Annotated in this window: 10 protein-coding genes; 3 read left to right on the top strand and 7 right to left on the bottom strand. The window is 41.5% G+C overall.

Annotated elements, in window-relative coordinates:
* Positions 1–45 precede the first annotated feature (45 nt).
* The gene (locus PSH48_RS00400; protein ID WP_055252943.1) at positions 46–528 is read right to left on the bottom strand and encodes a winged helix-turn-helix transcriptional regulator; all 483 of its coding nucleotides are present in this window, start codon (positions 526–528) and stop codon (positions 46–48) included.
* A 207-nt stretch (positions 529–735) separates the two neighbouring features.
* Here PSH48_RS00400 and putA point away from each other — a divergent pair, with 207 nt between their 5' ends.
* Together putA and PSH48_RS00390 are read left to right on the top strand one after the other, a co-directional pair.
* Positions 736–4,539 (top strand): bifunctional proline dehydrogenase/L-glutamate gamma-semialdehyde dehydrogenase PutA, encoded by a 3,804-nt coding sequence (gene putA, locus PSH48_RS00395; protein ID WP_054983195.1) that lies wholly within the window; start codon positions 736–738, stop codon positions 4,537–4,539.
* 120 nt (positions 4,540–4,659) lie between these two features.
* On the top strand, positions 4,660–5,853 hold the full coding sequence (locus PSH48_RS00390) for an HD-GYP domain-containing protein (protein WP_054983194.1): 1,194 nt from the start codon (positions 4,660–4,662) through the stop codon (positions 5,851–5,853).
* 49 nt (positions 5,854–5,902) lie between these two features.
* Here PSH48_RS00390 and PSH48_RS00385 read toward each other — a convergent pair whose 3' ends face one another.
* The 6 genes from PSH48_RS00385 to PSH48_RS00360 form a co-directional block, all read right to left on the bottom strand.
* Positions 5,903–6,985, bottom strand: a complete 1,083-nt coding sequence (locus PSH48_RS00385) for a general secretion pathway protein GspB (protein WP_273610691.1) — start codon at positions 6,983–6,985, stop codon at positions 5,903–5,905.
* Between the two features lie 11 nt (positions 6,986–6,996).
* On the bottom strand, positions 6,997–7,914 hold the full coding sequence (locus PSH48_RS00380) for an ExeA family protein (protein ID WP_024034318.1): 918 nt from the start codon (positions 7,912–7,914) through the stop codon (positions 6,997–6,999).
* A gap of 175 nt (positions 7,915–8,089) precedes the next feature.
* Positions 8,090–8,608, bottom strand: coding sequence for an Lcl C-terminal domain-containing protein (locus tag PSH48_RS00375; protein ID WP_054983192.1), 519 nt, complete (start codon positions 8,606–8,608; stop codon positions 8,090–8,092).
* 9 nt (positions 8,609–8,617) lie between these two features.
* Positions 8,618–10,273: an Lcl C-terminal domain-containing protein gene (locus PSH48_RS00370; protein WP_273610690.1), complete on the bottom strand. Its 1,656-nt coding sequence runs from the start codon at positions 10,271–10,273 to the stop codon at positions 8,618–8,620.
* Positions 10,274–10,489: 216 nt separating this feature from the next.
* A complete protein-coding gene (locus PSH48_RS00365) occupies positions 10,490–10,822 on the bottom strand; it encodes a hypothetical protein (protein WP_273610689.1) in 333 nt (110 codons plus the stop codon).
* A gap of 20 nt (positions 10,823–10,842) precedes the next feature.
* On the bottom strand, positions 10,843–11,547 hold the full coding sequence (locus PSH48_RS00360) for a DUF2982 domain-containing protein (RefSeq protein WP_029773870.1): 705 nt from the start codon (positions 11,545–11,547) through the stop codon (positions 10,843–10,845).
* A gap of 246 nt (positions 11,548–11,793) precedes the next feature.
* Here PSH48_RS00360 and PSH48_RS00355 point away from each other — a divergent pair, with 246 nt between their 5' ends.
* Positions 11,794–12,846, top strand: a complete 1,053-nt coding sequence (locus PSH48_RS00355; RefSeq protein WP_054983189.1) for an efflux RND transporter periplasmic adaptor subunit — start codon at positions 11,794–11,796, stop codon at positions 12,844–12,846.
* Positions 12,847–12,849: the final 3 nt, after the last annotated feature.

Below are 12,849 nucleotides of genomic sequence, written 5' to 3'. Positions count from 1 at the left end.
GCTTTTTTAATGTGTGTGTAATGTATTGCAATAAGCATTTGGTTTTTAAATATCCAAACGTAAACCAGGATCCTGCTTAATTTTTTCTATTACCATGTAAGTATGGTGAGTACCTACTCCCGGAATATCGACTAAGTCTCCTAGCACCTGTCGATACTCATCCATATCCGAGACCCTAATTTTTAGCAGGTAGTCGTACCCTCCCGCTACCATATCGCACTCTACAACTTGCTCAATTTTAAGTATATGCTCTTTAAATACTTTAAAAACAGCCGTGTTAGATGTCACCAGCGATACTTGCACATGTGCTACTAAGCTCTGATTCAGCTTTTGTTCGCTAAGCTTTGCGAAGTACCCTTCTATATAGCCTTCTTGCTCTAAACGTTTTACACGGTCAAGGCATGGACTAGGACTTAAATTAACCTGTTTTGCTAGGTTAACATTAGAAATTCTGCCGTTCTTTTGAAGAACGTCTAATATTGCTAAATCGATACGATCAAGCAGGCGTAATCTATTTGGACTTGTCATACAGAATTTTATACGGATAAGTTGAAAATATGCCCTGTAAATTATCGTAAATCGTGAAATTTAACCAGCATATTCTGCTGAAATTTAATTAGAATGCACGCATTACATCACTGGTAATTTATTGGTAGCAAAGTTGCTTTAGCTCAACAGCCCAAGCACATAAATTTTGTTCTACTATTTACATATTAACATTCCTAAGGGTTGCTTATGTTATTCAATGGCGATTTGACAACAACCTGTCCTACAAGACAGAAAATTCGTGATTTTTACCGCATTGATGAAAATGCTGTTATTGATCATATTTTACCACTTGCAGAAGTGGGTGTTAAAGCACGAAGCCGTGCATGGGAAAGAGCTCGCCAGATTGTTTTAAACATTCGAAAAGATCAAGACGGTCAAAGCGGTGTAGACGCACTTTTAAATGAATTCTCACTCTCTAGTGAGGAAGGTGTAGTGTTAATGTGTTTGGCCGAAGCCCTACTTCGCGTACCAGACAAAGCCACGCAAGATACGTTAATTCGTGACAAGCTTGCTAAAGGTGATTGGAGTTCTCATTTAGGAAGCAGCGATTCTTTATTTGTTAATGCTTCTTCGTGGGGATTATTAGTAACCGGTAAAATGGTTAACTACACAGATAAAACCAAAGAACAGCAATTTGGCATGCTTAAAAAGACCATAGGTCGTTTAGGCGAGCCTGTGATTCGCAAGTCTGTAAACTTTGCCATGAAAATTATGGGTAAGCAGTTCGTTATGGGTCGCACCATTGACGAAGCCATTGAACGCGCTGCTGAAAAAGAGCAAAAAGGCTACGTTTACTCATACGACATGCTAGGCGAAGGCGCGCGCACAATGAAAGATGCCAAGCGTTACTTCGACAGCTACATGAACGCAATCCATGCAATTGGTAAAGCGGCAAATGGCCGTGGCCCAGTTAAAAGCCCAGGTATTTCAGTTAAACTTTCTGCTATTCATCCACGTTATGAATTCACGCATAAAGACCGCGTAATGGCCGAAATTGTACCTAAACTAAAAGAACTCGCGCTTGCTGCTAAAAAATACGACATTGGCTTTACGGTTGATGCAGAAGAAGCTGACCGCTTAGATATTTCTCTAGATGTTATAGAAGCGGTATTTAGCGATGAAGATTTAGGTAACTGGCAAGGTTTTGGTTTAGCCGTACAAGCATACCAAAAGCGCGCTATTTTTGTTATTGAATGGGTAACTGAACTTGCTACTCGTGTAGGCCGTAAAATGATGGTTCGCCTTGTAAAAGGTGCCTACTGGGATACAGAAATTAAAACCACGCAACAAGATGGTTTAGAGCACTACCCAGTATTTACGCGTAAAGCAACTACCGATGTATCTTACAAAGCTTGTGCTATTAGAATGCTAGAAGCACGCGATGTACTGTACCCGCAATTTGCAACACACAACGCTTACACTGCTGCCACTATTTTAGAAGTTGCTAAAGGCGATAACACCGGATTTGAATTCCAGCGTTTACACGGTATGGGAGAATCTTTATTTGACCAAATCGTAAATGAAGAAAAAATTCAATGCCGTGTTTATGCACCCGTTGGCCAGCACGAAGACCTACTTGCCTACTTAGTACGTCGTTTACTAGAAAATGGCGCTAACTCATCATTTGTAAACGCCATTGTAGATACCACTAAACCAGTTGAGTCGCTATTACCTGATCCAGTAGAAACACTGCAAGGTTTACGTAATAAGTACAATACGCAAATTAAAATGCCAATCGACTTATACGGCAACGAACGTGCTAACTCTAAAGGCATGGACTTAACCGATATTAATGTAATTACGCCATTCAAAGAAAACCTTGAAAGCTGGTTTAACGAGCATTTAATTGATCAAAGCCAAGTACCTGAAGGCGCATTAGCGGTTAAAAACCCAGCTAATCACAACGAAATCATCGGCCACGTTAAACTGCAATCTGGCGATGAGATGAAAGACATTTTGGCCAATGCAGAAGCGGCGTTTGAGTCATGGTCGCAAACATCTGTAAAAGAGCGTGCTAATTTATTACGCCGCGTGGCAGATATTCTAGAGCGTCACCACGATGAGCTCGTCGCTATATGTATTAAAGAAGCCGGTAAAATTACGCAAGATGGTATTGACGAAGTACGTGAAGCCGTTGATTTTTGTCGTTATTACGCGGCACGTGCAGAAGAACTTGCAAGCGATGAGCGCTTTGAAGCACGCGGTGTAATTTTATGTATTAGCCCGTGGAACTTCCCGCTTGCTATTTTCTTAGGTCAGGTGGCCGCTGCGATAGTGACTGGTAATACTGTTATTGCAAAACCTGCAGAGCAAACAAGCTTAATCGCACTTCGCGCTATTGAGTTAATGCTTTCGGTTGGCTTACCAGAGCATGTAGTACAGCCGGTAATTGCCCGTGGTTCTGAGGTAGGTAAAACAATTGTACCTGATGAGCGCATTCAGGCAGTTATGTTTACCGGTTCTACAGAAACAGGCACACTGATTTCACAAACACTGGCTGCGCGTAACGATATTCAAGTACCGTTAATTGCAGAAACCGGTGGCCAAAACTGTATGATTGTGGATTCAACAGCGCTGCCAGAGCAAGTTGTTGATGATGTAATAAGCTCAGGTTTCCAAAGTGCAGGCCAGCGTTGTTCAGCACTGCGTGTATTATTTATACAAGAAGATGTAGCCGATGGCATTATTGAAATGCTTAAAGGCGCACTCGCCGAGCTGCATATTGGCGACCCGTCATTACTTTCTACCGATGTAGGCCCAGTAATTGATGAAAAAGCCCTTAAAACGCTAAATGATCATGTTGAATACTTAAAAGGTAATGCAACACTTCATTACGAGTGTAAGATCCCTGATAACACCGAAAATGGCGCCTACTTTTTTGCCCCTCGTTTATACGAAATCGAAGATTTATCAGTACTTAAACGTGAAGTATTTGGTCCATGTGTGCACATTGTTCGCTTTAAAGCGAATGATATCGACAACGTGATTGACCAAATTAACAACACAGGTTACGGCTTAACAATGGGTGTTCACTCACGTATTGAAGAGCGTTGTGAGTACCTAGCTAAAATGTCGCGTGCGGGTAACGTATATGTAAACCGCAACATGATTGGTGCCATTGTAGGTGTGCAACCATTTGGTGGCCGTGGTTTATCTGGTACTGGCCCTAAAGCCGGTGGCCCTAACTACCTGCAGCGTTTAGTAAAAGAGAAAGCATCACCTGATAACGTGCAAATGACTAACCTAACGCCAGATGAGCTTGATTTACACCATTACAGCGGTGCAAACGAGCAAGTTGAAAAGCTGATGGCTAACTCAATGCGCGATGAGAAAATTTGGCGTGCAACACCGTTAAATGACCGTGTATCGGCTGTTCGTCAGTTGCTTGCTAAAGTAGCAACGGTCGAAATTATTGATGACCTAGCGGACGATTTGGCATTAACGCTTTCAGAAGCGCGTGCACAACTTAACCGTTTAGAAAAACATATGCGTAAGTTTACTACTTTGCCTGGGCCTACTGGTGAATCAAACACCTTGCACCTTGAAGCACGTGGTTGTGTAGTATGTTATGCAGATAAAAGCACGTCATTTAACTTTTGGGCGCTTTCAATCATTACAGCACTTGCTGCAGGTAATACAGTAATTACGGTAGCATCAGAGCTATTTTACGACGAAGCGGTAGCCTTTAAAGATAAGTTTATTGCCACAGGCGTTGCTGAGGGCGTGTTCCAGGTTGCAAAACCTAATCAGCTACAAGCTATTTTGGCTCACCCTCACTTAGCGGGTGCGGTGGTTGCTGCACGTTCGTCTCGTTTAGGTTACTTCAGCCAACAACTTGCACAGCGTAAAGGCGCTATTTTACCAGTAATTACTTCAGAGTATTACGATACGTTAATTAAGCGCTTAATTACTGAAAAAACGATCAGTATAGATACTACCGCATCTGGTGGTAATACTTCACTGATGACCCTAGTAGAAGATGACGAATAGCCCATCCAATACTAATTAACTAAAAATGTAAAAAAAGGCACTTAAAAAGTGCCTTTTTTTTTATATTGAAACGTATAATGATGCTAATTTAAACAAAGACCCATTACAGAAGCAAAAAAATTGAAAGTCATCTCTATTTCGCAATTACAGCCTGGCATGTTTGTTCAAAGTGTTACAAAACAAACTGGGCGCATTAAAATTAAAAACCAAGGCTGGGTTAAAACTCAGACGAGTATCGATAAGCTCAAAAAAGCGGGCATTTTAGAAATAGAGATAGATCCAGATAAAACATTAACTACACCCGAGCCCGACACCCAAGCCCCAGCGCCTAAGGCTGAGATTAAAAAACGCGACCCTTGGCTTAAAGTTCATAGTAGCGAACAAGAAATGGGCAAAGCAAAAAAGCTCTACGACGAAGCTAAAACACTTCAACAAAAGGCCTTTGGCGATATAAAAGCGGGTAGAGATATAGACATAGCGCCTTTTAAAGAGCTTGCCAGTGGCTTTATGGACTCTATTTTTAGAAACCAAGATGCCCTAGCCTGCTTAACCCAAATGCGTCAAAAAGATGCTTACTTATTAGAGCACTCTATCAACGTTTCTATTTTAATGGGTATTTTTGCAAAGCACTTAGGCATAGAACGCGACATTATTGTAGAGCTCACTACAGGTGCTTTGTTGCATGACATAGGAAAAATTAAAATTCCTGACAAAGTGCTCAATAAACCGGGCCGCTTTAGTGATGACGAATTTAAAATTATGCAAAACCATGCTCTGTATTCTAAGCAAATTTTGGAAGAAGCAGGATTAACGGGGATTGCTGTAGATATTGCCGGCCTACACCATGAGCGGTTAGACGGAAAAGGCTATCCGTTTGCCAAAAAAGGCGATGAGATAAGCCAATACGTACGTATGGCGTCAATTGTAGATGTATATGATGCACTTACGGCAGAGCGGGTATATAAAGCAGGTATGGAGCCTATAAAAGCGTTTAAAATTTTAAAAGATGGTTGCCCTGATAGCTTTGATGGTGAGCTACTTACTAAGTTTATCCAATGTATTGGCATTCACCCAGTAGGCACCTTGGTGCGCTTATCTAGCCAAAAAGTAGGCTTGGTTACACAGAGTAACCCTGAAACACCTTTAAAGCCGGTGGTTAAAACATTTTATAGTGCTAAACACGGTCGCTACACGGAAATGCAAGATATAAACTTGGCAAATAAAAAAACAGCTGACAAGCTCGAATCAACTGTTAAGCCGACCGACTACAACATTGATTTAGAGCGCTTTTACAAAAACGCTATTTTACCCTGAGTTAAAAAGTAAAGCCGCAGTTTTGCGGCCTTACTTTATTAGCTGCGCTTTATTGCGGCCAATCCTGCAAAGCTTTAATACTGAATTCATAACCATCAAAATCAAGTACACTTTGCTCTGGGGTAATTTCGCGCACTGTTAGTGCCCCAATGCTCTCCCCTTCGTGTAGCTCTCTCCCATTAAGCTTTATCCAGCGTTTATCTGCACTTGAAGAGTATATATGTGCTTGGTATTTAATGCTTGGCAGCATGGCTTGTAAGCCATCTGGTAATAGCTCAACCGGTTTAACTCGAGATGAACTGCGAGAGGCCTGCGTTACTTCATAATCTTGTTCTTGCTGCGAGTCTTTTATCGCTTGTGCAAAGGCATCTTTTAATTTACTCGGTACAGCATCAAGCTCCGGACTACTTTGCGGCGCTTGCGTGTGTGGCGTATTTTCACCATTCAGTGGTTTTCCAAGCACTTTGTACTTGCTCATATCTAAACCTGCTGAGCTTGTATTTTGTGCTTGCGGCTGCATAAATTGCGTGTTTTGGCCGTGTGCATTATAAGCAAGTGGATTATAGCTTTGCGTATTAGGTAGCTGTGCATTGTAAGTTTGCTGATTAAACGCATTTTGATTATACCCGTTAGCATTTATAGGGGTTTGCACATTGTAACCTGGTTGCTGCTGCGCCGGATTATCATTAATAGGGATATACTGCCCTTGTGGGGTAAGCAACATTTTTTGTACCCCGGTAGGTGTTTGTACATACACCAACTGCCCTTCAATCGTTGCTTTATTACTATTTTTTTCAGCCTCTGAAGACGGTGATGTTACAGGCTTTTCGGCTTTATTTTGCGCTGTAGTTGGCTCATCTGTTACTGCTTGTTTTTGTTTTTTGCTATCAGTGCTAACAACGTCAACCGGCTGGCTTGTTTTTAATAGTGCGCTGCTTTGAAACCACTTACCCGCTGTAAAGCCACCCGCTATTGCAATAAATGCTGCAATTGCGCCGCCAAGTAGCCACACCATTTTTTTATAGCGCGTAAGTGCTTGCTGCTGCTTTAACTGCGCTGACTGCAAATCATATTGCTCGGCGCTCATATCTGCTTGTTGAGATTGCTTTAATGCATCTAATAAATAAGACATAAATTACCTAACTATATAATAAACGACATGCCAACACCTACTGCAAACAGAGCAGCAAATGCTAAGTAATAATAAACACGGCCAGTGGATTTAGGCGCATTATTCTGCGCAGCCACAAAGTCCATAGGCAGTGATTCTTGGGCTGATTGTTTTATAATATCACTATCAACAATAAGCTGCTGCTTAGAAAAAGCCCCGACTAACGCGCGCTCACAGACTAAATTCATTAAGCGTGGAATACCGCCAGTTAACTGATGTACAGCTTGCATCGCATCGAGCGAAAACACGCCTTTATCACACCCGGCAATATGTAAACGATGCTTTATATACGCAACTGTTTGCCCTTGGGTGAGCGGTAATAAGTGATACCGTGCTGTAATTCGCTGCGCTAACTGCCTAAGCTCAGTACGTTTTAATAATGCCTGAAGCTCTGGTTGACCCACTAAGACTATTTGTAGCAGTTTTTTATGATCAGTTTCTATGTTAGTTAATAGTCGTAATTGCTCAAGCACATCGGGGGCAAGGAGCTGCGCTTCATCAATAATTAAAATTGTGTGCCCGCCCGCTTTGTTATTAGCCTCTAGGTGCTGCTTAATAATGTCGGTTAAACTTTTAAGGGTGGCATTTTGGGCATCGTAAGTAATGTTTAGCTCATCACAAATACTGGCCAAAAGCTCAAGCTCCGACAGCGCCGGATTATGGATCATTGCAACTTGAGTGTTCTCTGGCAGTTGCTCTAACATACTGCGGGTAATGGTGGTTTTGCCTGTTCCCACTTCGCCGGTTAGTAATACAAACCCGCCATCTTCGCCTAAACCATAGGTTAAATGGGCAAGTGCCTCTTTGTGGCGTTCGCTTAAAAATAAATAATGGGGGTTGGGCGAGATCGAAAATGGCTTTTCGCTCAAGCCAAAGTAGCTTAAATACACCGCAATGTTCCTTCGTCATTAAAACTCGGCCTATAATGGCAAAAAAAACGACAAAGTAACAACGTTGTATGCGCTTTATTATTGAAATAACGTAAATTTATGTAAAACAAAAAAGCGCCGCTAAATTTAGCGGCGCTTTTGTATTAAAGCTAAGTGCTTAGCTATTTTATTTTACTTAGTTTTCGTAACGCACCAAACGTAAATACACGTCACTGGTTTTAGCATGTAAGCTATTAAGCCCGCTATCAAACTGGTAAACCCATGCTGAGCTCATCGTGCTTACCCCTGAGGTATTACTCCAGTAGTTTTGCAATTTAGTGCCTAAAAACACCTCTTCGTTAATACTTGGCTCGGTGCAGCTGTGCTCTAAAATACTGGCAAGCTCTTTAATATTAGGAACCTGCCAATCGTCGTAATCGGCAGTGGTGTCGTTTTCTGCACCTCTGAGTGCTTCTTGCCAATTAAGTGACGGAGAAGAGCCTGTACATGTTTCAGTGTCGCTATCGTAAACTTGTCCGTAGCTACAACGTTGCCACATTAGGCCTGTTTCTGTATCTAACACTGTGCCATCGTCATTAAGAGTGAAGCGAGTGGTTGGTGTTGTTGTATCCGCCCCGTCGTAACACGTTTGCGCTGCGGCTAGTTGAAAGCTTGCGCTAAATACAGCCATTGAAAATAGTAAGCATGTTTTCATGATTTTCTCCTATCGGCTTCTGACTAAACGTACATACGCGTATTTTTCTTTCGGGTAGGCTAAGTCATTCCCGTTGCTCATATCGATAATGTACGCTTGCGATAAGCTGGTACCATCGGCTGCAGTTTGTGATGTCCAGTACGGTAAATTCACATCATCTATAGCGCCTGCTTCTGGCATATTTGGAAAAAACGCTTCATCAATTAATACGTTTTCGCCCTGCTTGCCATAATCTATTAAGCTCAACAGCTCAGTGTAAGTTGGTAAGCGCCAATTGGTACCGCCGCAAAAATCTAAGTCGTTCACTTCATTTATATAGGTTTGCACACCACAGCTTGTATCATCTGGACAGGTAGTATTAGCGGTACTGGTATCGGTAAAGGTTGTCGTGCCTAAATCCCAAAAGTAATGATTTTGGCCATCGCGTAAGGTGGTATTAGGTAATGTACCTGACTCTACACTTTTCACTTCCCATACAAGCCCCGTTACGTTGTCGCGTATACAAGTAAAGTCGTCACTATCATCCGCTACTTCATCAGCAAACTGATTTAGCTTAGTGTAGTCAAACGCAAGGTTACCTTGGCCTGCTTTATCGAGTTGGTTGGCAAAGCTGTCTCGGCCAAGCTCTGCATCTTGACCCGGAAAGTCACTACTTTGGCAATTGATACGCTGGGTATTGTTATAACACTCGCCTAGGCCACTGTCGTTAATAAGCCCTAGTGCTTTTGGTGATACGTCAATAAATACGGTATCGGTGTCAGTGCGCCCTTTAGAATCAGTAACAGTGACTTCAAAGCTCAACGTGGTATCTAAATCAACGTCGGAGGCAAAAAATGTCGTGGTACATTGGCTAGTATTTGCCAGCGTTTCGGCATTGCCTGTTAATTGTTGCCAGCTACATGAAAACGTATCTGTTAGGGTGTCACTTTCACTTGCATCTAAGGTCACTTCCTCAAATTCTTCAACGTTTTGGTCATCTCCGGCATTGGCCACAACCAGCTCGTCTGTTTTATTTAATGTCATACTGTATTCAGTACTTGCCTCGCCGCCCTCGTCGTCGGTAACGCTTAATTGCCATATTAAATTAGTATTTGATTCAAGCAGCGGATGGCTAAAACTTACCGTAGAGTTGTCAAAGTCGGTTACATCTAAATCAGGGCCTGAAATTAATTGCCACTGATAGCTATTAATTTGGCCATTTTCATCAGGGTCGCTCGACTCTTCAGCGCTTAACGTTACGGTGTCGTTATAGGTTGAAGGCAGTGTTTCTGGGGCTGTTTGACTAACAACAGCAAGCGGTAATTGATTACTTGAGGTAATAAATATGCTCACATTGTCACTAACTAAGCTGCCGTTATCTGTTTGATAGCTTACAGATAGTACAAGTTCACTGTCGGTTTTAACATCGGGCGCAGTAATTGTTTGCTCTGCACCTTCAAGCGGGAAGCCGTCCACAGATGGGCCGCTAACGCGCTGCCAAGTAAAGGTACCGTCATCTGGTGAGCCTTGTGCGGTGATTGTAAACTCTGTTTTTTCTACAACTTGAAGATCGGTTCCGGCATTAACCGAGGTTTCAACAGCAGAGTCATCACTACCGCCGCCTCCACCGCCACAGGCAGCCAATAAAAAACAAGATATAAGGGGAGTAAAAGCAAACGCTTTCATAAAACGCACCTATAATGTCAAATAATTACTATAGTGTAATCACTAGCAATAAAGATGCCATTTAGAGTTATACCAATTCGCTTAATTAAGTGATCTATTTTGAGGCTGGAAAACGTGTTGCCAGCTAGGCAAAAAATTCGCTATTCAGTTGTTCTAAATGAAAATTTTTTAACACGTTTAGCCTCTCAAATGATTAAGCATTATTGTGGATTGGTATTACATATACGTATCTTGATGAATACGCACAAACAGCTTAGTGCCTATTTTTGAGTAATCTACTTTGTATTCACGCCCATCAAGCGCCTGAATAAACAACAGCTGTTTTTCTTCACCAAAAATATCAGCGCTACTTACATTAACAATTTCAAGGTAACGCTCTTTGGCATCGCGCCGGTTTTTAGGTAGATCCTCTTTAAATGGCTCCAAACCATTTTGAGTTACCTTTATACGTGGGCGCTGCTCTGCATTTACAATGACTAGATCAAGCTTTTTATCTTTATGGATGATGGTATTGCGACCACTCTTTATAAAAGATCTTTCTTGGCTCATTATTTTTCCTACTATCGCATTTAGTGTCCAACTTGCGATGCTATAAACCGTTCAGGTGCGCGTTTCCATTTATTTAAATCGGCACTGAACGACCAAATGTCTGTCTCTAATACACTTGCGGGTAACAGTAAATTATATCCCGTTAACAACTCAAGGTGCTTGGCTCTGTTAGCAAACATAGCTATAAGTCCAGTATAGCTAAATCCTTTAGGTGAGGTGTATTGTGTCTCTTCTATTAACCATTCTGATGGGCAATTGCCATTTTTGCAATGTTTTTGAACAGCTTGCATAAATAAATTACGCTGCTCTATCAGTAGTTTTCCGGCAATGCGTGGGTGTATAGCGCTTAAAAATTCGTCCATATCATTAAGTTTTAAACCTACTGCGTTTAATTCAAGGTATTCAAGGCCATCAGCCACCTTAGGAATACCGCTGTGGTGTAAGTTACTAACATGTAACTGCCACTGGCCATACTTATGCTGATACACAAGTAAGGACTCACTAAGCACTAAACTGTAATAAGGTTCCTGTGTTTTTAAAAAACCAATAAAAATAGCAGCTATGCACATGCTTACTAAAAAAATTTCTATTAAGCTAATTTCACCCGGGCGCAGTAAATTAAACAGCATAATAAATACCAAACCTACGCTGCCTACAGTAAGTACTTCAATGCCATTGCGCGCCCCTTGCGCCCTGTATTTTATTATTGAACTTGGCTTACCCATATTGGTAAAAAGCCATATAAAATAAAAACATAACAATACCCCAAAGTATTATTTTTCTCATTGTTAAACAGGTTTTACACTGCGGTGGTTGCTTCATCGTTTTATCATAATTTTAGTGTTAAATGGGAACAAGTAATTAGTCTCATAAATTTTTACGCCTAACGCACAAATTTATGAGACACATAACCGCCTTTTCACGGTCTTATTTCGTACAATACTTACAATTTATTTTCAGGTATGAAAACGATGTATTCAAAACAGTCAGGTAAAGCTCTTTTTCCATTTTTAATTACGCTTCTTGTTATTTTAAGTGTGTACTTATATTTGCCATCTAGCCATGGCGAACAATCTAATTCAAGTGATACACCCACACAGGTAATGGCTCATACGGTATCGTCTCAGGAAAACACCGTTATGATTGAAGCCATAGGCAGTGCACGCGCAAACCAAGCAATTTATATAAAAAGCGCACAAAGCGATTATGTTACACACATATATTTTGAAGATGGCGACTTAGTAAGTAAAGGCCAACGCCTTGTGCAGCTGCAAAATCAGCAAGAACAATACGCTGTAAAAGAGCTAGGCATTAACTTAAAAGAAGAAAAACGTCAGTTAAGCCGCCTTACTGAGCTTTCTCGTACGCAATCTACCGCTAAATCATTATTAGAAGAGCAGCTTTCTCGCGTAGATGCCACGCAAGCCCAACTAGAAAGCGCTAAAACCAAACTTGATGAAATGCTAATTACCGCGCCGTTTTCTGGCTTATTAGGCAAACGAGAAGTGTCGGTTGGTGCTTATGTAAGTAGCGATACAATTATTACAACACTTGATGATATTAGTATTATAAAAGTTGACTTTAAAGTCCCTGAAAAATATTTATCTCAACTTAACCTAGGCATGAAAGTACATACTCAAAACGATGCCTACCCAGGGCGCACCTTTACCGGCAAAGTGACCCATATTAGTTCTCGTATCGACTCGATTACTCGCAGTGTAGAAGTAACCGCAAGCTTTGCTAATAAATCCGGGCTATTACGCCCTGGTATGCTTTTAAACACCGCTCTGGAGCTTAGTAGTAATCAGGCGCTTATGGTGCCAGAAAAAGCCGTGATCCCACTGCAAGATAAACATTTTGTATACCAAGTAAAAGAGGGTATTGCCAACAAGGTAGAAGTGCATGTTGCAGGCAGAAATAACGGCTGGGTAGCGATTGATGAAGGCCTTAGCGATGGCGAGCAAGTGATTACCGAAGGCATTATTAAAATTCGCCCTGGTAGCAAAGTAAGTGTTGAGGGTTAATCG

Origin of the sequence: Pseudoalteromonas sp. Angola-4 (assembly GCF_028599265.1) — a bacterium.
In the GTDB taxonomy this organism is placed as follows: Bacteria; Pseudomonadota; Gammaproteobacteria; order Enterobacterales; family Alteromonadaceae; genus Pseudoalteromonas; species Pseudoalteromonas atlantica.
This window is presented reverse-complemented; position numbering and strand designations above follow the sequence as displayed.

Bases quoted from the DNA above. Each gene is read 5' to 3' on its own strand.
- PSH48_RS00400 (WP_055252943.1), bottom strand. From the start codon at position 528: ATGACAAGTCCAAATAGATTACGCCTGCTTGATCGTATCGATTTAGCA.
- putA (WP_054983195.1), top strand. From the start codon at position 736: ATGTTATTCAATGGCGATTTGACAACAACCTGTCCTACAAGACAGAAA.
- PSH48_RS00385 (WP_273610691.1), bottom strand. From the start codon at position 6,985: ATGTCTTATTTATTAGATGCATTAAAGCAATCTCAACAAGCAGATATG.
- PSH48_RS00375 (WP_054983192.1), bottom strand. From the start codon at position 8,608: ATGAAAACATGCTTACTATTTTCAATGGCTGTATTTAGCGCAAGCTTT.
- PSH48_RS00370 (WP_273610690.1), bottom strand. From the start codon at position 10,273: ATGAAAGCGTTTGCTTTTACTCCCCTTATATCTTGTTTTTTATTGGCT.
- PSH48_RS00365 (WP_273610689.1), bottom strand. From the start codon at position 10,822: ATGAGCCAAGAAAGATCTTTTATAAAGAGTGGTCGCAATACCATCATC.
- PSH48_RS00360 (WP_029773870.1), bottom strand. From the start codon at position 11,547: ATGGGTAAGCCAAGTTCAATAATAAAATACAGGGCGCAAGGGGCGCGC.
- PSH48_RS00355 (WP_054983189.1), top strand. From the start codon at position 11,794: ATGTATTCAAAACAGTCAGGTAAAGCTCTTTTTCCATTTTTAATTACG.